A 17,480-nucleotide genomic window follows, 5' to 3' on the forward strand; every position below is an offset into this window, starting at 1 on the left:
AAACCGCGTGGCCTTCTTCGCGGGTAAACCCGCTCCCACAGATACCCCGCTGCCCTCAGGTCCTGTGATGTCCCTGTGGGAGCGGGTTTACCCGCGAAGAGGCCCTGGCAGACCACCACAATGCTAGGCCTACAACCACACACCCCACCATCAACACCCCACCAAATACCAGCAACGCCAATCGTGATCCCAGCCGGTCGCTCAACAGCCCGGTAAAGATCACCGGCAGGCTGAACCCTAGGTACGCCAGCAGGAAGAACCCGGCACTGGCCTGTGTCTTCTCGCTGCCGGCCAGCTCGTTCACCGCCGCCAGCCCGCCCAGGTAGATAAACCCGTAGCACGCACTACTGGCCGCCACCGCACCCAGCAATACCGCGCCCAGCTGGCCGCTGTCCGCGCCCCAGGCCAGCACGGCATAGCTGCACGGCAATATCACCAGCCCCAGCAACGTGGCCGTACGGCTGCTGAGGCGCCGTGCCATGGGCTGGAACAACAACCCGCAGCTGATCACGCAAAAGGTCGAGAACCCCGACCAGGCGCTAAGCCCATGCTGGCGCAGGATGCCCGGCAGCAGGGCGATCACCAGCCCCACGCAGGCCCATGCCAGCAAAATGGCCAGACCATAGGCCACGCTGCCACGGGGGTAGCAGGGCAGGCGCAGCATGGGGTTGCGTTGTGCCGGGCGTGGGTCCGGCAGGCGCCACACCAGCAGCATGGCCAGCGCCGCCAGCAGCAGTTGCAGGTGGAAGCTGCCTGGGGTCAGGCTGGGGCCGCGTAGCAGGAACAGGCTGGTCAGCGCCGCACCCAGGCCAAAGCCCAGCGAGGTGCTGGCGGTAACCCAATTGGCGGCGCGGGTGTTGTCCGCGCCGCCCATCAGTTCACCCATGTAGGCCGTGGCCGTGGCCGAGGCCAGGCCGGTACCCAGGCCGAGGAACAGCCGCGCCAGGCCCAGGGTTTGCAGGCTGGGGGCCAGCAGCATCAGCATGGTGGCGACCATCGACAGGGCCAGTGCGGCGAGCACCAATGGCCGGCGCCCAACCCGGTCGGCCAGCCCGCCCAGGGCCAGCAGCACGGGTAGCACGCCCAGCACATAGCCGGAGAAGGCCACTGCGGTGGCGGCGGCGCCTTGCCCGGAGAGGTCGGCGTAGGTGATGTATAGCGGGGCCTGCAGGTTGACGGCCAGGGTGATCAGGCAGAGGGCGAAGGCCAGGCGGGCCGGGGCGGAGGGCATGGGTAGGGATCCTGGTTCTGTAGTGGCTGTACTGGCCCTTTCGCGGGTGAACCCGCTCCCACAGGTACTGCACCGCTCTCGGGTTGGGTGCGATCTCTGTGGGAGCGGGTTCACCCGCGAAAGGGCCGGGCCTGCCCACTCTGATGCCAGCCCATCCCCATCACCAGACACACCGCCAACCCTTTTATGCTTAACTGTTCGCTCAAAACCAGCGAACACTTGCCCCATGCACTTGCCCCTCGACCGCACCAGCACCACCCCGTTGGTGCAGCAACTCACCGACCACCTGCAAACCTGGATCGACCAGCAACGCCTGCGCCCCGGCGCGCGCCTGCCGTCGATCCGGGCCTTGGCCCGCAGCCAGGCGGTCAGTGCGTCGTGTGTGATCGAAGCCTACGACCGCCTGGTCGCCAGCGGCTGGCTGGAGGCCCGCCACGGCACTGGCTTTTTCGTCGCCGAGCGCAAACCCGGCCTGGCCGTGGAAGACGCCCAACCCTGGGGCGAGGCCGGCGACGGCAGCTGGCGGCAGTTTCGCGAGGGCCATGACGAGTTGCTCAAGCTGGGCTGCGGCTGGTTGCCCAGCAGTTGGCGCGCCGCCACCGAACTGGCCCAGGCAGTGCGCCAGGTCAGCCGCGGCAACCCACAGGACCTGTTCGACTATTGCCCACCTTTGGGCCTGGCCAGCCTTCGCCAGCAGTTGCACAAGCGCCTGGCGCAGCTGGGCATCGCCGCCGGCCCCGAACGTATCCTCACTACCCACGGCGCCAGCCACGGCCTCGACCTGCTGGTGCGCACCCTGCTGCGCCCGGGCGACACGGTGCTGGTGGAAAACCCCGGCTACTACAACCTGTACAACCTGCTGCGCCAGCACCAGGTGCACATGCTGCCGGTGCCGCGCACCGCCGAAGGCCCGGACCTGGCCACCCTCGAAGCTCTGCTGGCGGCGCATAAGCCGCGCTGCCTGTTCATCAACAGCCTGTACCAAAACCCCACCGGCACCAGCCTGACGCCCAAGGTGGCCTACCGCCTGCTGGAGCTGGCCCGCGAGCACGACTTGCGCATCATCGAGGACGATATCTACGCCGACTTCCAGGAAGGCCCGGCCACCCGCCTGGCCACCCTCGACAGCGAACAGCGGGTAATCTACATGGCCAGCTTTTCGAAAACTCTCAGCAGCTCGCTGCGGGTCGGCTACCTGGTCGCCGACCCGGCATTGCTGGCGCGCCTGGCCGAGTTGAAGATGGTCAGCGGCATTGGCACCTCGCGCTTTGCCGAGCAGGTGGTGGGGCAGATGCTGGCCAACGGCAGCTACCGCAAGAGCGTGCAGCGGCTGCGTGTGCGCCTGGGGCAACACATGGCCAGGCTGCTCGGCCAGCTGGAGCAGGCGGGCTGGCAGGTGTTCTGCGAGCCCTACGGCGGCATGTTCGTCTGGGCCTGCGTGCCGGGTCGGGATTTCGCCAGCCTGGAGCGCCTGGCGCTGGAACACGATGTGCTGCTCACCCCCGGCAGCGCCTTCGATTACCAGGGCACGGCCAGCACCTGGCTGCGCATCAATGTCGCCTACGGGCAGGACTCTCGCGCCCAGGCCTTCCTTCAGCACGCAGGGCGACCTCTGCCAAGCTGATAGCGACACGCTCATAGCTATTTGACACTATTCTGACGCCAGGCCCTTGTTCATCGGCTGGCAACGTTGCCACCCTTGGCCTTCGGGATAACCTCGCACGCAGAAGGGGAATCGGCATGGGCGCGAGCAAGCACGGTGTGCTGGCCAACCTGGGCATGGCCCGCAAACTCGGCCTGGGCTTTGCCTTGGTGCTGGTGCTGACCCTGGCGGTGGCGGCCATTGGCATTGCCGCGCTGCACAGTGTTGGCCAGCGCTTCGACAGCTTGCGCCAACTGGCCCAGTTCAATACCGACCTGCTGCGCTTGCGCCAGCACGAGCAGGCCTTTGCCCTACGCTCCGACCTGCAGCAGGCCGAGGCCTTGCGCAGTGGCCTGCAGGGCCTGGCCGAACGCGCCCGTGGCCTGCCGGCGCTGGCGGCGGCGGAAACCGACCTGGCCGCCTACGGCCAGGCATTCGAGGCCTTTGTCGAAGCGGTGCAGGCCAAGGAGCTGGCGCTGGACATGGCCAGCTGGTCGGTGTCCAGCGTGGCCAACAACCTCGATGTGCTGCAGGCCGGCCTGGCTGACGACGGCGTGTATACCCTCAAGCAGTCCCAGGGCCAGCAGGGCGGCGCGTTCCTCGAGCAGGCCGGGCAGGTGGCACAGGTGTCGCGGCTGATGCTGCAGGCCATGGACGAAGCGCGGGTACGCCTGGAAAAAAGCCGCAAGGGCGAAGAGGGCGTCAGCCAGGAACGCATCGCCCAGACTGTCGAGGCCGCCAGCCTGGTCAGCCAGTTGCAGGGCGCCGTCAGCGATGCTGGCTACCAGAGTGTGCTGGGCGAAGTGGCGGGGCACATCGGCAGCTTCTCGGAAAAACTCAACGAATACACTGACCAGCTGGCCCGCGAGCAGGGCTTGAAGGCGCAGTTGCAGGCCAGTGCCGAACAAGTCACCAGCCGGGTCGACCAGGCTTACCTGGGGCAGGAGCAGGCCCTGCAGGGCGAACTGCAACGCAATGCCGTGGCCATCGGCCTGGCTACGGCATTGGCGTTGCTGGTAGGTGTGCTGGCCGCCTGGCTGATCACCCGCGCCGTGGTCGGCCCGCTCAAGCATGTGATTGCCCGCGCCCAGCGCATCGCTGCCGGCGAGCTGAGCTTTGACGCCCAGGCACCACGGCGTGACGAAGTAGGGCAGCTGATGCAGGCCATGCAGCAGATGGCGGCGGGCCTGTCGGGCATTGTCAGCGGTTTGCAGCAGGGCATCGAGCAACTGGCCGGCAATGCGCAGGCGCTATCGGCGGTGACCGAGCAGACCAACCGCGAGGTGGGCAGCCAGAAGGAAGAGACCGAGCAGGTAGCCACCGCCATGCAACAGATGACCGCCACGGTGCACGATGTGGCGCGTAATGCCGAAGAGGCGGCGCAGGCGGCCCAGGCTGCGGACGAGAAGGTTGATTCCGGGCAGCAGGTGGTGCGCCAGAGCATGCAGCGCATCGAGCAGCTGGCGGCGGCGGCGGAGACGGCCAGCGCCGGTATCGACAGCCTCAGTGCCGAGATCCACACCATTGGCGACGTGCTGGAAGTGATCAAGAGCGTGGCCGAGCAGACCAACCTGCTGGCGCTGAATGCTGCTATCGAAGCCGCCCGGGCGGGTGAGCAGGGCCGTGGTTTTGCCGTGGTCGCTGATGAGGTGCGTGCGCTGGCGCGGCGTACCCGGCAGTCTACCGAGCAGATCGAGACCCTGGTCGCCAGCCTGCGCGGCAATGCCCAGCAGTCGGTGGCGCAGATTCGCGGCAGTACCGAGCTGGTGCGTTTGGCGGTGGCCGATGCGCTGCAGACCGAAAGCGCGCTGGGCAGCATTGCGGCGGCGGTGTCATTGATCCAGCAGATGAACCAGCAGATTGCCGCGGCGGCCGAGCAGCAGAGCTCGGTGGCGGAAGAGATCAGCCGCAGCGTCACGCAGATCCGTGGTAGTGCCGATCAGGCGGCGTTGGCAATGCAGGACAATGCCCGTTCGAGTATCGAGCTGGCGCAGTTGGGGACCGACCTGAAGGGGATGGTGGGGCATTTCAGGTTGTGATCTGGGCTTTGGCCTTGTGTTGCCTGTACCGGCCTCTTCGCGGGTAAACCCGCTCCCACAGGAATACCACAATGCTGAATATTGTGTGATCCCTGTGGGAGCGGGTTTACCCGCGAAGAGGCCGGTACAGGCAACAAATACCTTCAGGCCCTGCGCGGGTTGAGGATCATCAAGGTCAGTACCCCCGCCACAATCCCCCAGAACGCCGAGCCGATCGAGAACAAGGTCAGCCCCGAAGCGGTAACCATGAAGGTGATCACCGCCGCCTCCCGCTCCCGCGCTTCGCTCATGGCCACGGTCAGCCCGTTCATGATCGAGCCAAACAGCGCCAGCGCCGCAATCGACAGCACCAGCTCTTTCGGCAGCGCCGCAAACAACGCCGCCAAGGTCGCGCCGAACACCCCGGCAATGCCATAGAAAATCCCGCACCACACCGCCGCGGTATAGCGCTTGGCCGGGTCTTCATGGGCATGTGGCCCGGTGCAGATCGCCGCGCTGATCGCCGCCAGGTTGACCCCGTGCGAGCCGAACGGTGCCAGCAGCAGCGAGGCAAAGCCGGTGGCAGAGATCAGCGGCGAGGCCGGCACCTGGTAGCCGTCCGCGCGCAGCACGGCCACACCCGGCATGTTCTGCGAGGTCATCGCCACCACGAACAGCGGGATGCCAATGCTGATGGTCGCCGCCAGCGAGAAGCTTGGCGTGGTCCACACCGGTGTGGCCGCTTCCAGGCGGAAGCCGCTGAAATCCAGCAGGCCCAGGGCGCCGGACAGCACCGTGCCCACCAGCAACGCGGCCAGTACGCAGTAACGCGGCGACAGGCGCTTGACCAGTAGGTAGCTGAAGAACATGCCCAGTACCAGCAAGGTGCGGTGCTGGGCGGCAACGAAGATTTCGCTGCCGATCTTGAACAGGATGCCCGCCAGCAGCGCCGAGGCCAGCGAGGCCGGGATGCGCTTGACCAGGCGCTCGAAGCTGCCGGTCAGGCCACAGATCAGCACCAGCACGGCGCAGGTGATGTAGGCGCCGATCGCCTCGCCATAGCTGACTCCGCCCAGGCTGGTGATCAGCAGGGCGGCGCCGGGGGTGGACCAGGCCACGGTGATCGGCGTGCGGTAACGCAGCGACAGGCCGATGCTGCACACCGCCATGCCGATCGACAACGCCCAGATCCATGACGAAATCTGCGCGCTGGTCAGCCCGGCAGCCTGGCCGGCCTGGAACATCAGCACCAGCGAGCTGGTATAGCCGGTGAGCATGGCGATGAAGCCGGCGACCACCGCCGACGGGGAGCTGTCTGCCAGGGGCCGCAGGCGTGCGGAAGTGGCATCGGTCATGAACAAAATCCTTGTAAAGGTGTAAGCAGTTTTTTCAGACTACAGCGAGCAAGGTTGATCCTTGCCATACAGCGGCCATTGCTTTTAGCCGTACAGTCGCCAACTATTGGGCGCAAATGCAGAACTGCTTGGGAGTGGAGGGGCGATGTACAAGGTCTATGGCGACTACCAGTCGGGCAACTGTTACAAGGTCAAGCTGATGTTGAGCCTGCTGGGCCGGCCATATGAATGGCACCCGGTGGACATCCTCAAGGGCGAGACCGAAACGCCCGAGTTCCTGGCGATGAACCCCAACGGCAAGGTGCCGGTGCTGGGGCTGGAAGACGGCAGCTACCTGTGGGAGTCCAATGCCATTCTCAACTTCCTGGCCGATGGCAGCGAGTTTCTGCCCACCGAGCCACGCCTGCGCACCCAGGTGTTGCAGTGGCAGTTCTTCGAGCAGTACAGCCATGAGCCGTACATTGCCGTGGCGCGTTTCATCCAGTTCTACCTGGGGTTGCCAGACGAGCGCCTGGAGGAGTACCGCAAGCTGCACAAGGGCGGTTACAAGGCCCTGAGGGTGATGGAGCGGCAGCTGCAGATGACGCCGTACCTGGTCGGCGAGCAGTATTCGATTGCCGATGTGGCGTTGTATGCCTACACCCATGTGGCGCAGCAGGGCGGGTTCGACCTGGCCGACTACCCGGCAGTGAGGGCCTGGCTGGAGCGGGTCAGCAGCCATCCACGGCATGTGCCGATGGTGGGCTAGTTTCTAGCCTGTGCCGGCCTCTTCGCGGGCGTGCCCGCGAAAGCGCTGGTACAGGAAGTCTACAAACGGTCAGGCCGAAGCGAACCGCTCATCCAGGTAGGCAATGATCGCCTTGGACTCATACATCCAGGTCACCTTGCCCGCCTCTTCAATACGCAGGCACGGCACTTTCACCCGGCCGCCACCTTCCTGCAGGGCCTGGCGGTGCACCGGGTCGTTCTTGGCATCGCGCAGCGCCACCGGCACGTTCAAACGGTGCAGGGTACGGCGGGTCTTGACGCAGAACGGGCAGGCGTGGAACTGGTACAGCGCCAGGCCCTGGGCCGCTTGCTCGACGCGGGCCTGGGCGGCGGCGTCGCGCTTGCGCTTGGCCGGGCGGCTGATCCAGTCACCGAACACGATGAGCTGGCCGAGGCCAACCCGCAGGGCTTTGACGATCATGGGCAACTCCTGAAATGAAAAAGCCGACCCGGCAGGGTCGGCTCGGGGTCAGCAGCCAATCACTTGATCAGGCTGAGGAACTCGCTGCGGGTGGCGGCGTTTTCGCGGAATTCACCCAGCATCACCGAGGTGATCATGGTCGAGTTCTGCTTCTCGACACCGCGCATCATCATGCACATGTGCTTGGCTTCGATGACCACGGCAACGCCGGCGGCACCGGTTACCTGCTGCACGGCCTCGGCAACCTGGCGGCTGAGGTTTTCCTGGATCTGCAGGCGGCGAGCGTACATGTCGACGATGCGCGCCACCTTCGACAGGCCCAGTACCTTGCCCTTGGGCAGGTAGGCCACGTGCGCCTTGCCGATGAACGGCAGCATGTGGTGTTCGCACATCGAATACAGCTCGATGTCCCGGACCAGCACCATTTCGCTGTTGTCAGAGCTGAACAGCGCGTTGTTGGTGACTTCTTCCAGTGTTTGCTCATAACCGCGGCAAAGGTACTTCATCGCCTTTGCAGCCCGCTTGGGCGTGTCGAGCAGGCCCTCACGGGAGACGTCCTCGCCAATCTGGCTGAGGATCTCGGTGTAGTTCTGTTCCAGGGACATGGATCTACCTGTGGGAAAAAATCGCAAAAACGAAGGGTACGGCGGTGAGGGCGGCGCTGCAAGCGCGGCGTTACTCGTCGCGGCCTTCGAGCATGGTTCGCTTGAGCATCACATACACCGCGCCGGTGCCGCCGTGGCGGGCGTTGCACGAGGCAAAACCGAGCACCTGCGGGTGCTGGCGCAGCCAAGTGTTGACGTGGCTCTTGATCATCGGGCGCTTGCCGTCCAGGCGCGCGGCCTTACCGTGGGTAACCCGCACGCAGCGCACTTCCAGTTTGGTGGCTTCGGCGATGAAGTCCCACAGGGTTTCGCGGGCCTTTTCCACGGTCATGCCATGCAGGTCGAGGCTGCCCTCGAACGGGATCTGCCCCAGCTTCAGCTTGCGCAGCTGGCCTTCCTGCACGCCATCGCGGCGCCACAGCAGCTCGTCTTCGGCGCCAACGTCGATGACGAACTGGTCGGACATGCCGTCGATCACCAGTGCTTTATCGCTGCGCACGGTCGCCGCCTGGCGCAGGCCGGCCAGCTTCTGGCGGTCGGCCTTGGGCTTGCCGACTTCGGCGCGGTCGTGCGTGATCGGTTTGACACCGCGCACTTCGGCCTTGAACAGGGAAAAATCGTCGTCTTGCATGATGCCTCCACGTGGGCGGCGTAGTTTACGCGACTGTGGGGCCTTGTGCAGCCTGTGCCGGCCCTTTCGCGGGTAAACCCGCTCCTACAGGGATTGCGCATGGCTTGAGGCTGATGTGATCGAGGTGGGAGCGGCCTTGTGTCGCGAAAGGGGCGCGCAGCGCCCCCAGGATTCAGCTTCACTGCACAAATTGCCAGGGCCGCTTTGCGGCCCTTTCGCGACACAAGGCCGCTCCCACAAGGAGCGCGTCAGCAGCGCCTCAATCGTGTTTTTTCATCAGGTGCGGCGACAGGTTCAGTTCCCGCCCGCGGCGCAGGCGAATGCGGCTGCGCCGCCAGAAGCGCACGCCCAGCCACAGCAGCAGCAAGCCGGCCACGGTGAGGATGCCGGCCAGCGGTTTGTTGGCATTGAGCTCCGCCAGGGCAGGGTAGTTGCCCAGCAGGCCGGCGACCCCGGCCATCGCCAGCAGCACGCCAAGGGTCGCCAGCATGGCCGACAGGCCGGCCGCCAGGCGGGCGCCCCAGTTACGCGGTTCGCGCGGGCGCAGGCGCTTGGCGTCGAAACTGCCTTTGAGCTTCATTCCGCTCTCCTCTGTGGATATCCGGAATTCGACCTGGAGCCGCCCATCGGGTTCCGCCCGGCTGCCGGGCGGTCGTACCCAGCCGATCAGATCAGGCTGGCGGTGGGGGCCACGCAAGCGAAGTTGTCGGCCATCACGGCCATTTCGCACTGGTGGATCTGCGCGGCCGGGATCACCCCATCCTTGAATGCCAGGTCGCGGGTCGCCGAAGCGTCTTCCACCAGGGTGCAGCGGTAACCATAGTCCTTGGCGCGGCGTACCGTGGTGCTGACGCTGGAGTGGCTCATGAAGCCGCAGACGATCAGGTCCAGGTGGCCCAGCGCCTGCAGGGTCTCATGCAGTTGGGTGTTCTTGAATGCATTGGGCATGCGTTTTTCGATGACGATTTCGCCTTCCAGCGGCTCCAGCCCCGGAATGAACTGGCCGGCCGGCCCTTGTGGGTCGAAGCGGCCACCGACAGTGCCCAGGTGGCGAACGTGGATGATCGGACGGCCGCTCTTGCGCGCGGCGTCGAGCAACCTGGCGATGTTGGCCACGGCCTCGTCCATGCCCGACAGCGCCAGGGGCCCGCTGAGGTACTCCTTTTGCGCATCGATGATGATCAGGCTGGCGTGGCTCAGCTTGGCCGGCGGGTAGTCGCGGCCAGTGAGGCGAAACATCGTGGTTGGAACGGACATCAAGGGCTCCTTGGATAGGGCTTTTGTATACCTATTCTCCCCTGCCTTGGCGCCAATGGGAATGGTTGACAACGCAAGCGGCATGGTTACTGGCTTGTGGCTAGCCATTGGGTAAGGCAAAGGAACAAATGTGCGGATGGGGCTGTTAGACTTTTGTCCGGTCTGAATTAGGAGTACCCCGTGATCACATCCCGCCTGCGCACGCTGCGCGACTACATCCGCTGGGCGGTCAGCCGCTTCCACGAGCACGACCTGTTCTTCGGCCACGGTGCCGACAACGCCTGGGACGAGGCCCGCCTGTTGGTACTGGGAGCGGTTCACCTGCCGTGGGAGGTGGCCGACAGCTACCTGGACTGCATGCTCGAGGACGACGAGCGGGTACGCCTGCAGCACCTGCTGAAGCGCCGTATCGAAGAACGCGTGCCGGCCGCCTACCTGCTGGGCGAGGCCTGGTTCTGCGGCATGTCGTTCATCGTCGACGAGCGCGTGCTGGTGCCGCGTTCGCCGATTGGCGAGCTGATCGAGAAACGCTTCGAGCCTTGGCTGGCGAGCGAGCCGGCGCGCATTCTCGACCTGTGCACCGGTTCTGGCTGCATCGGCATCGTTGCCGCCGACGTGTTCCCCGAGGCCGAGGTAGTGCTGGCCGACCTGTCGTTCGAGGCGCTCGAAGTGGCCAACCAGAACATCGAACGCCACGGCCTGGACGGGCGCGTGTATACCGTGCAGGGCGACGGTTTTGGCGGTTTGCCGGGGCAGCGTTTCGACCTGATCCTGTCCAACCCGCCGTATGTCGATGCAGAGGACTTCGACGACATGCCGGCCGAGTATCACCACGAGCCCGAGTTGGGCCTGGCCTGCGGCAACGATGGCCTGGACCTGGTGCGGCGCATGCTGGCCGAAGCGGCGGACCACCTGACCGACAAGGGCTTGCTGATTGTCGAGGTGGGCAACAGCCAGGTGCATGTCGAGGCGCTGTACCCCGAGGTGGACTTTGCCTGGCTGGAGTTCGAGCGCGGCGGGCATGGGGTGTTCATGCTGACTGCCGAGCAGTGCCGCCAGCATCAGGAACTGTTCAAGGCCCGGGTCTGACTTCAGGGCCCCTTCGCGGGCTTGCCCGCTCCCACAGGTACAGCGCTGTCCTCAGGCTTTGCGCAATTCCTGTGGGAGCGGGCAAGCCCGCGAAGCAGGCGACGCGGTCTCAGCGCGTGGCAATCCAGATCAGCAACCCCGCCTGGAACACCGCAAACGCCACCAGGCAGGTGATGGTAAAGCGCAACCCGCTGTCCTCACGCTGGTACTTGGCAACCCGTTCATCCCGCTCACGCAGTTGCCCTTCCTTCTCCTGCAACTGCTGGTCAGCCTGCTGCAGCAGGCCGGCAGCATCCAGCATCCCCACTCGCTGCAAGCGCTCGCTGTTCCACGCGCCCTTGAGCTGGCCCACCGTCATTTCCACGGTACGGCCCTTCAGATGCTGGCTGTCCTCGTACTCCACCTCGATACCCATGCCCCGCAGGCAGTGGTCACGACGCAGGCGTGAGTCTTCGTTCAGCGCATCCTTGCTCGGCAGCGCCATGCCCTCGATCTGGTAGTGCGACCACTTGCGCTGCAGCCACTGCGCGGCCTGGGCCAGCAAGAAGCGGCCGATGCCACGGTTCAGCGGCTCCAGTTGCAAGCCATGTTCATTGCCAATGCGCACCAGGCGCGCGGTGTGGTCGACGCGAATGTCCAGGCGGTTCTGTTCCTTGTGCACCTTCTGCCCGGGCAGCTGGATTTCCATGCGCAACAGGCTGTGGGCCTTGTCGTGGCGTTCGGCATAGCCGAACTGCACAAAGCGCAGCGGCCGTGCGCCGGTGTTGCGGTCGGTGGGCAGGGCGGCCAGGCGCAACAGCTGGAAATGTTCGGCGGCCAGCTCGGCCCAGGGCAGGGCGGGGCTTTCCTCGGGCTCTTCGGCCGGCTCTACGGCGGCGGGGGCGGTTGTCATCAGGGTTTGTCCTCAAGTGCGTGCCGGCTGCAAGAGGGGGCACTGCGTGCCCCTTTCGCGACGCAAGGCCGCTCCTACAGAGGATCGCGCATCGCAGAGACGACGCGTAACGCTGTAGGAGCGGCCTTGTGTCGCGAAGGGCCGCGCAGCGGCCCCAATTTTCGCCGTTATCCACCCTATCGGCAGAAGCGCCCAGGACCTGAGCCTATTTCCCTTACGCCGAAGGCAAATGCTGGATAAACGTCACAATCTGCTCGCCAAGCTCCCTTGCCAGCGGCAGTTCAGGGTTGAGGTAGCTGTCGCGCTGCTGGCTCATCGCCTTGGGGCTGATGCGCAGCATGTGGTTCATGCCATCGATCAGCACCAGTTGGGCATCCGGCTTGGCAGCCTTCAGCCGTTCGGCGTCGACCACGCCCACCTGCACGTCGTTGCGCCCCTGCACGATCAGCGCGGGCATGGGCAGGCGGGCAAAGGCCGCCGCCGGGTTCTGCTGGAACAGCGAAATCAGGTAGGGCTGCACGCTGGGGCGGAACACCTGGCGCAGCGGCGCCGGCACCTCCAGGCTGGTCTGACCGGCCTGCAGGCGGTCGAGCAGGGCGCTGCCACCGGCCAGTTGTGCTGGCGGCAGGCGCTGGGCCAGCTGTTCGCGCAGCACCTCGGCCAGCGGCCGGCCGCTGCCGGCCAGGGTAATCACCGCGCTGGCGCCGGCCTGCTCGGCGGCCAGGCTGGCGATCAGCGCGCCTTCGCTGTGCCCGATCAGGATCAACGGGCCAAAGCGCGGGTCTGCCTTGAGCTTGTGGCTCCAGGCGACCACGTCGGCCACGTAGCGCTCCACGCTCAGGTCACGCTCGTCGGGCGTGGCCGGCTGGCTGGCGGCCACCCCGCGCTTGTCGTAGCGCACGCTGGCGATGTGCTCGTTGGCCAGCAGCAGGGCCAGGCGCTTGAGATTGTCGACCCGGCCTGACGCCGGATTGTTGCCGTCTCGGTCGGTTGGGCCGGAGCCGGCGATGATCAGCACCACCGGTGGCGGGGTGGGCTGTTGCGGCAGCAGCAGGCTGCCGTGCAGCACGCCCTGGCCGGTGTCGAGGTCGATCGGGCGTTGCAGCACGGTGGGGGCGGCGGCCTGGGCCAGACCGGTGCACAGCAGGAAGAAGAGGGCGACGAGGCGCGACATCATGCGGTACTACATGGGGAGATGAGGGTTTGACCCAGTGTTTGCGGGAAGGTTCGAAGGGGAGGTTGCCTGTACTGGCCTCTTCGCGGGTAAACCCGCTCCCACAGGTACAGCACGATTTTCGCATCTTGTGACTACCCTGTGGGAGCGGGTTTACCCGCGAAGAGGCCAGCACAGGCGATCAATCCATCTGTATACTGCCGCTTTCGTTCACTTCAGGCAGATCTCGCGGAGCGTCCATGTCCGGCAATACCTACGGCAAGCTGTTCACTGTCACCACCGCTGGCGAGAGCCATGGCCCGGCGTTGGTCGCCATTGTCGATGGATGCCCACCGGGCCTGGAAATTTCCCTCGCCGACCTGCAGCACGACCTTGACCGGCGCAAGCCCGGCACCAGCCGGCACACCACCCAGCGCCAGGAAGCCGATGAGGTGGAGATCCTCTCCGGCGTGTTCGAAGGCCGCACCACCGGCTGCTCGATCGGCCTGCTGATCCGCAACACCGACCAGAAGTCCAAGGACTACTCGGCGATCAAGGACCTGTTCCGCCCGGCCCACGCCGACTACACCTACCACCACAAGTACGGCATCCGCGACTACCGCGGCGGTGGCCGCAGCTCGGCCCGCGAAACCGCCATGCGCGTGGCCGCCGGTGCCATCGCCAAGAAATACCTGGCCACCCAGGGCATTACCGTGCGCGGCTACATGAGCCAGCTGGGCCCGATCGAAATCCCGTTCAAGACCTGGGAGTCGGTGGAGCAGAATGCTTTCTTCAGCCCTGACCCGAGCAAAGTGCCGGAGCTGGAGGCCTACATGGACCAGCTGCGCCGTGACCAGGACTCGGTGGGTGCCAAGATCACCGTGGTCGCCGAAGGCGTCATGCCGGGCCTGGGCGAGCCTATCTTCGACCGCCTCGACGCCGAACTGGCCCATGCGCTGATGAGTATCAACGCGGTCAAGGGCGTGGAAATCGGCGCCGGCTTCGCCAGCGTGGCCCAGCGCGGCACCGAGCACCGTGACGAACTGACCCCGGAAGGCTTCCTCAGCAACAATGCTGGCGGCATCCTCGGCGGTATTTCCTCGGGCCAGCCGATCGTTGCCCACCTGGCGCTGAAGCCGACCTCCAGCATCACCACCCCGGGCCGCTCCATCGACATCGACGGCAACCCGGTGAACGTCATCACCAAAGGCCGCCACGACCCGTGCGTGGGCATCCGCGCCACGCCGATCGCCGAGGCGATGATGGCCATCGTGCTGATGGACCACCTGCTGCGCCACCGCGCGCAGAATGCCGATGTGAAGGTGAATACCCCGGTGCTGGGCCAGCTCTGATTCGCTTGCACTGGCCCTATCGCCGGCAAGCCAGCTCCCACAGGATTACCACAAGCCTGAACATTTTGGGGTACCTGTGGGAGCTGGCTTGCCGGCGATAGGGCCAGTACCGGCAACCCCATAGGCCACCCCATGCAACCAATCCCCTACTGGCGCCTGTCCAGCTTCTATCTGTTCTACTTCGCCCTGCTCGGTTCCACCGCCCCGTTCCTGGCGCTGTACTTCGACCACCTGGGCTTCTCTCCAGCACGCATCGGCGAGCTGGTGGCCATCCCCATGCTTATGCGCTGCATCGCCCCCAACCTGTGGGGCTGGCTGGGTGACCGCACCGGCCAGCGCCTGCTGATCGTGCGCCTGGGCGCATTGTCGACCCTGGCCACCTTCGCCCTGATCTTCCTTGGCAAAAGCTACGCCTGGCTGGCGCTGGTCATGGCCCTGCACGCGTTCTTCTGGCATGCGGTGCTGCCGCAGTTCGAGGTCATCACCCTGGCCCACCTGCACGGGCAAACCGCGCGCTACAGCCAGGTGCGCCTGTGGGGCTCGATCGGCTTCATCCTCACCGTGGTTGGCCTGGGCCGGCTGTTCGAGTGGCTGAGCCTGGATATCTACCCGGTGGCGCTGGTCACGATCATGGCCGGCATCGTCGCCGCCAGCCTGTGGGTACCCAATGCCCAGCCGGTGGAGCAGGGCGAGCGCAGCGGCGCGGGCGGCTTCCTGCAGCAGCTGCGCGCGCCCGGGGTGATCGCGTTCTACGCCTGCGTGGCACTGATGCAACTCAGCCACGGGCCGTACTACACCTTCCTCACCTTGCACCTGGAACACCTGGGCTATGCCCGGGGTGCCATTGGCTTGCTGTGGGCACTGGGGGTGGTGGCCGAAGTACTGGTGTTCATGGCCATGAGCCGCATCTTCGCGCGCTTTTCGGTGCAACAGGTGCTGCTGGCCAGCTTCGTGCTGGCGGCGCTGCGCTGGCTGTTGCTGGGCAACCTGGCCGGTGAGCCGGCGGTGCTGGTGTTCGCCCAGGTGCTGCATGCTGCCACCTTCGGCTGCTTCCATGCCGCCAGCATCGCTTTCGTCCAGGCAAGCTTCGGCGCACGCCAGCAGGGCCAGGGCCAGGCGCTGTATGCGGCGCTGTCGGGCACTGGCGGTGCGCTGGGGGCGTTGTATTCGGGTTACAGCTGGAAACTGCTGGGGCCCACCTTCACCTTTGGTATGGCCAGTGCCGCAGCCTTGGCTGCAGCCGTTATCATTGCCCTTTGTTCGCAACCGACCAGGACCCGCCCCTGATGAGCATTCTCAGCGTTTTCCACCCCTCCAGCCCGGAACTGCCGAACAAGGTGCTGACCCACCACGACGACATCGCAGCCACCCTGGCCGAGCAGGGCGTGCGCTTTACCCAGGCCGAGCATGGCCTACGGGTGCGCCCGGGTACGGCCCAGGACGAGGTGCTGGAGGCCTGCCGCGAGCACCTGGACCAGTTGATGACAGCGCATGGCAGCAAAGCCTTCGTGGTGCTCAACCGTGACGGCGAGGCCCCGGCGCAGGTGGACGTGCGCGATGAGCATGTGCATGACGCCGACGAGGTGTTTGCCGTGATCAGCGGGCGGGCGCAGATTGGCCTGCGTTTGGGGGATTGGGTGTATTCGGTGCTGTGCGAGAAGGGCGACCAGCTGGTGGTGCCAGCGGGGACCCGGCGCTGGGTCGAGCTGGGCGATGCGCCGTTTTGCCTGGCGTTGCGTTTGTATGGCAGCGAGCAGGGGATGCAGTCGAGGTTTACCGGGGATGTGACTGCGCGGGCGTTTCTGGGCATTGATGAGTTGTGATGGCTTTGCCGGCCTCTTCGCGGGCTCGCCCGCTCCCACAGGTATATCGCCGAGCCTGAGGGCCGCGCTATGCCTGTGGGAGCGGGCGAGCCCGCGAAGAGGCCAGATAATCCAACACAAAACTCAGCGATAAGTCGGCAAGGCAAACCGCTGCTGGCTCTGCAGCATCGAAATCACCGGCAGTTCACTGGCCTGTTCGGCCAGATCCCGGCGAATCGCACTGATCGCCCACGAAAGCTGTTCGGCACTGTGCAATTGTGTATAGGTCAGTACCCGGCGGGTGACCTTGCCATCAGCAGCGCGCAGGGTCAGCAGCACACCGCCGTCGGGTCGGGCCTGGGTATTCACCTGGTAGGCCGAAAATACCGAAACAAACTTTTCCTGGATGAGGTCCATATCAACTCCTGGCTGTTGCGTGGCAGACGTGAGTTGATTGTTGCAGTGACCGTGCCAGGAATTTTTTCTGAAAAATCCCTTTAAATTCAGTTGTTTACGCATTTTTTTCCGAAGCGCTGTCGTGCAAGCTGCACGGTCGTGCATTTTGCACAGTGCATATTGCACGACCCGTGGCCAGCTATCGGCCCGATAGAATCTGAACCTTTGACCCGGCAGCCTTGCCTGACAAAAACTTGGGCAACGATTTCTGCCAGGAGGTTCCAAATGTCCAGCCAACCCACGCCTGCCACCATGACCGACGACGAAACCGCCGCCTTCGCCGAGCAGGTGTTCGAACGTGCTCGCCAAGGCGATGCCGAGATGCTCGGGCGCCTGCTTGCCAGCGGCCTGCCGGCCAACCTGCGCAACCACAAGGGCGACACCCTGCTGATGCTGGCCAGCTACCACGGCCACCACGACGCAGTGCGCGTGCTGCTGGCGCATGGCGCCGACCCGCTGATTGCCAACGATAACGGCCAGCTACCCATCGCCGGTGCCGCATTCAAGGGCGACCTGGCCATGATCCGCCTGTTGCTGGAGCACGGCGTACCGGTGGACGCCGCCGCGCAGGATGGCCGCACCGCGCTGATGCTGGCGGCCATGTTCAACCGCAGCGAAATCCTCGACTACCTGCTGGCCCAGGGGGCCGACCCGGCCCGTCAGGATGCCCGTGGTACCACCGCGTTGATGGCAGCGCAAACCATGGGGGCCGTGGACGCCGCAGCGCGCCTGCAAGTGCTGGCCGGCTAACCGCAAGGGGGCATTTGCGGCTATCCTTGGCGACTTTTCACCCGTCGCAGGCCCCCTT

General features: G+C 65.4%; 18 protein-coding genes and 1 pseudogene. 9 read left to right on the plus strand and 10 right to left on the minus strand.

Annotated features, from left to right (window positions below):
- Positions 1-55 precede the first annotated feature (55 nt).
- A complete protein-coding gene (locus ABNP31_RS06835; RefSeq protein WP_350013123.1) occupies positions 56-1,231 on the minus strand; it encodes an MFS transporter in 1,176 nt (391 codons plus the stop codon).
- Positions 1,232-1,457: 226 nt separating this feature from the next.
- On the opposite strand from ABNP31_RS06835, the gene ABNP31_RS06840 reads away from it, so the two are divergent.
- From ABNP31_RS06840 to ABNP31_RS26175, 3 genes and pseudogenes are all read left to right on the plus strand, one after another.
- Positions 1,458-2,855: a PLP-dependent aminotransferase family protein gene (locus ABNP31_RS06840; RefSeq protein WP_085590048.1), complete on the plus strand. Its 1,398-nt coding sequence runs from the start codon at positions 1,458-1,460 to the stop codon at positions 2,853-2,855.
- A gap of 668 nt (positions 2,856-3,523) precedes the next feature.
- Positions 3,524-4,003: pseudogene (locus tag ABNP31_RS26170) on the plus strand (methyl-accepting chemotaxis protein); the annotation flags it as partial.
- Positions 4,004-4,207: 204 nt separating this feature from the next.
- Positions 4,208-4,912, plus strand: coding sequence for a methyl-accepting chemotaxis protein (locus tag ABNP31_RS26175; RefSeq protein ID WP_411959613.1), 705 nt, complete (start codon positions 4,208-4,210; stop codon positions 4,910-4,912).
- Between the two features lie 143 nt (positions 4,913-5,055).
- Here ABNP31_RS26175 and ABNP31_RS06850 read toward each other — a convergent pair whose 3' ends face one another.
- Entirely contained in the window at positions 5,056-6,246 is a 1,191-nt protein-coding gene (locus tag ABNP31_RS06850; protein WP_350013124.1) for a benzoate/H(+) symporter BenE family transporter, read from the minus strand.
- 145 nt (positions 6,247-6,391) lie between these two features.
- Here ABNP31_RS06850 and ABNP31_RS06855 point away from each other — a divergent pair, with 145 nt between their 5' ends.
- Positions 6,392-6,994 carry a glutathione S-transferase family protein gene (locus tag ABNP31_RS06855; RefSeq protein ID WP_061302973.1) on the plus strand — a complete coding sequence of 201 codons (603 nt, stop codon included), beginning with the start codon at positions 6,392-6,394 and terminating at the stop codon, positions 6,992-6,994.
- Between the two features lie 69 nt (positions 6,995-7,063).
- Here ABNP31_RS06855 and ABNP31_RS06860 read toward each other — a convergent pair whose 3' ends face one another.
- The 5 genes from ABNP31_RS06860 to ABNP31_RS06880 form a co-directional block, all read right to left on the minus strand.
- Positions 7,064-7,435: a glutaredoxin family protein gene (locus tag ABNP31_RS06860; protein WP_003260822.1), complete on the minus strand. Its 372-nt coding sequence runs from the start codon at positions 7,433-7,435 to the stop codon at positions 7,064-7,066.
- 59 nt (positions 7,436-7,494) lie between these two features.
- Complete coding sequence (folE, locus tag ABNP31_RS06865) at positions 7,495-8,040, minus strand: GTP cyclohydrolase I FolE (RefSeq protein ID WP_013971502.1); 546 nt, start codon at positions 8,038-8,040, stop codon at positions 7,495-7,497.
- Between the two features lie 70 nt (positions 8,041-8,110).
- A complete protein-coding gene (locus tag ABNP31_RS06870) occupies positions 8,111-8,671 on the minus strand; it encodes a Smr/MutS family protein (protein ID WP_024086499.1) in 561 nt (186 codons plus the stop codon).
- A 259-nt stretch (positions 8,672-8,930) separates the two neighbouring features.
- On the minus strand, positions 8,931-9,251 hold the full coding sequence (locus ABNP31_RS06875; protein ID WP_024086500.1) for a hypothetical protein: 321 nt from the start codon (positions 9,249-9,251) through the stop codon (positions 8,931-8,933).
- An 86-nt stretch (positions 9,252-9,337) separates the two neighbouring features.
- On the minus strand, positions 9,338-9,928 hold the full coding sequence (locus tag ABNP31_RS06880) for a cysteine hydrolase family protein (RefSeq protein WP_025338152.1): 591 nt from the start codon (positions 9,926-9,928) through the stop codon (positions 9,338-9,340).
- Between the two features lie 180 nt (positions 9,929-10,108).
- On the opposite strand from ABNP31_RS06880, the gene prmB reads away from it, so the two are divergent.
- Positions 10,109-11,017 (plus strand): 50S ribosomal protein L3 N(5)-glutamine methyltransferase, encoded by a 909-nt coding sequence (prmB, locus tag ABNP31_RS06885; protein ID WP_015269350.1) that lies wholly within the window; start codon positions 10,109-10,111, stop codon positions 11,015-11,017.
- A gap of 109 nt (positions 11,018-11,126) precedes the next feature.
- Here the strand turns inward: prmB and ABNP31_RS06890 are convergent, their stop codons facing one another.
- Together ABNP31_RS06890 and ABNP31_RS06895 are read right to left on the minus strand one after the other, a co-directional pair.
- On the minus strand, positions 11,127-11,909 hold the full coding sequence (locus ABNP31_RS06890; RefSeq protein ID WP_350013125.1) for a hypothetical protein: 783 nt from the start codon (positions 11,907-11,909) through the stop codon (positions 11,127-11,129).
- A gap of 214 nt (positions 11,910-12,123) precedes the next feature.
- Positions 12,124-13,086: an alpha/beta hydrolase gene (locus ABNP31_RS06895; RefSeq protein WP_084785076.1), complete on the minus strand. Its 963-nt coding sequence runs from the start codon at positions 13,084-13,086 to the stop codon at positions 12,124-12,126.
- 236 nt (positions 13,087-13,322) lie between these two features.
- Here ABNP31_RS06895 and aroC point away from each other — a divergent pair, with 236 nt between their 5' ends.
- The 3 genes from aroC to ABNP31_RS06910 all read left to right on the plus strand — a co-directional run bounded on the left by aroC (position 13,323) and on the right by ABNP31_RS06910 (position 16,237).
- Positions 13,323-14,414: a chorismate synthase gene (gene aroC / locus ABNP31_RS06900; RefSeq protein ID WP_350013126.1), complete on the plus strand. Its 1,092-nt coding sequence runs from the start codon at positions 13,323-13,325 to the stop codon at positions 14,412-14,414.
- A 132-nt stretch (positions 14,415-14,546) separates the two neighbouring features.
- Positions 14,547-15,701, plus strand: coding sequence for an MFS transporter (locus ABNP31_RS06905; protein ID WP_085692431.1), 1,155 nt, complete (start codon positions 14,547-14,549; stop codon positions 15,699-15,701).
- On the plus strand, positions 15,701-16,237 hold the full coding sequence (locus tag ABNP31_RS06910) for an oxidase (RefSeq protein ID WP_350013127.1): 537 nt from the start codon (positions 15,701-15,703) through the stop codon (positions 16,235-16,237). The genes ABNP31_RS06905 and ABNP31_RS06910 overlap by 1 nt, the downstream gene beginning before the upstream one ends.
- Before the next feature lie 123 nt (positions 16,238-16,360).
- Here ABNP31_RS06910 and ABNP31_RS06915 read toward each other — a convergent pair whose 3' ends face one another.
- The gene (locus ABNP31_RS06915; protein WP_025338158.1) at positions 16,361-16,633 is read right to left on the minus strand and encodes a DUF3509 domain-containing protein; all 273 of its coding nucleotides are present in this window, start codon (positions 16,631-16,633) and stop codon (positions 16,361-16,363) included.
- A gap of 264 nt (positions 16,634-16,897) precedes the next feature.
- Between ABNP31_RS06915 and ABNP31_RS06920 the strand changes: the two genes are divergently transcribed.
- Positions 16,898-17,422, plus strand: a complete 525-nt coding sequence (locus tag ABNP31_RS06920) for an ankyrin repeat domain-containing protein (RefSeq protein WP_025338159.1) — start codon at positions 16,898-16,900, stop codon at positions 17,420-17,422.
- Positions 17,423-17,480 lie beyond the last annotated feature (58 nt).

Origin of the sequence: Pseudomonas asiatica (assembly GCF_040214835.1) — a bacterium.
In the GTDB taxonomy this organism is placed as follows: Bacteria; Pseudomonadota; Gammaproteobacteria; order Pseudomonadales; family Pseudomonadaceae; genus Aquipseudomonas; species Aquipseudomonas putida_Z.

Excerpts from the sequence above, each read along its gene's own strand:
- ABNP31_RS06835 (WP_350013123.1), bottom strand. The coding sequence starts at position 1,231 with ATGCCCTCCGCCCCGGCCCGCCTGGCCTTCGCCCTCTGCCTGATCACC.
- ABNP31_RS06840 (WP_085590048.1), top strand. The coding sequence starts at position 1,458 with ATGCACTTGCCCCTCGACCGCACCAGCACCACCCCGTTGGTGCAGCAA.
- ABNP31_RS26175 (WP_411959613.1), top strand. The coding sequence starts at position 4,208 with ATGACCGCCACGGTGCACGATGTGGCGCGTAATGCCGAAGAGGCGGCG.
- ABNP31_RS06850 (WP_350013124.1), bottom strand. The coding sequence starts at position 6,246 with ATGACCGATGCCACTTCCGCACGCCTGCGGCCCCTGGCAGACAGCTCC.
- ABNP31_RS06855 (WP_061302973.1), top strand. The coding sequence starts at position 6,392 with ATGTACAAGGTCTATGGCGACTACCAGTCGGGCAACTGTTACAAGGTC.
- ABNP31_RS06860 (WP_003260822.1), bottom strand. The coding sequence starts at position 7,435 with ATGATCGTCAAAGCCCTGCGGGTTGGCCTCGGCCAGCTCATCGTGTTC.
- folE (WP_013971502.1), bottom strand. The coding sequence starts at position 8,040 with ATGTCCCTGGAACAGAACTACACCGAGATCCTCAGCCAGATTGGCGAG.
- ABNP31_RS06870 (WP_024086499.1), bottom strand. The coding sequence starts at position 8,671 with ATGCAAGACGACGATTTTTCCCTGTTCAAGGCCGAAGTGCGCGGTGTC.
- ABNP31_RS06875 (WP_024086500.1), bottom strand. The coding sequence starts at position 9,251 with ATGAAGCTCAAAGGCAGTTTCGACGCCAAGCGCCTGCGCCCGCGCGAA.
- ABNP31_RS06880 (WP_025338152.1), bottom strand. The coding sequence starts at position 9,928 with ATGTCCGTTCCAACCACGATGTTTCGCCTCACTGGCCGCGACTACCCG.
- ABNP31_RS06890 (WP_350013125.1), bottom strand. The coding sequence starts at position 11,909 with ATGACAACCGCCCCCGCCGCCGTAGAGCCGGCCGAAGAGCCCGAGGAA.
- ABNP31_RS06895 (WP_084785076.1), bottom strand. The coding sequence starts at position 13,086 with ATGATGTCGCGCCTCGTCGCCCTCTTCTTCCTGCTGTGCACCGGTCTG.
- aroC (WP_350013126.1), top strand. The coding sequence starts at position 13,323 with ATGTCCGGCAATACCTACGGCAAGCTGTTCACTGTCACCACCGCTGGC.
- ABNP31_RS06905 (WP_085692431.1), top strand. The coding sequence starts at position 14,547 with ATGCAACCAATCCCCTACTGGCGCCTGTCCAGCTTCTATCTGTTCTAC.
- ABNP31_RS06910 (WP_350013127.1), top strand. The coding sequence starts at position 15,701 with ATGAGCATTCTCAGCGTTTTCCACCCCTCCAGCCCGGAACTGCCGAAC.
- ABNP31_RS06915 (WP_025338158.1), bottom strand. The coding sequence starts at position 16,633 with ATGGACCTCATCCAGGAAAAGTTTGTTTCGGTATTTTCGGCCTACCAG.
- ABNP31_RS06920 (WP_025338159.1), top strand. The coding sequence starts at position 16,898 with ATGTCCAGCCAACCCACGCCTGCCACCATGACCGACGACGAAACCGCC.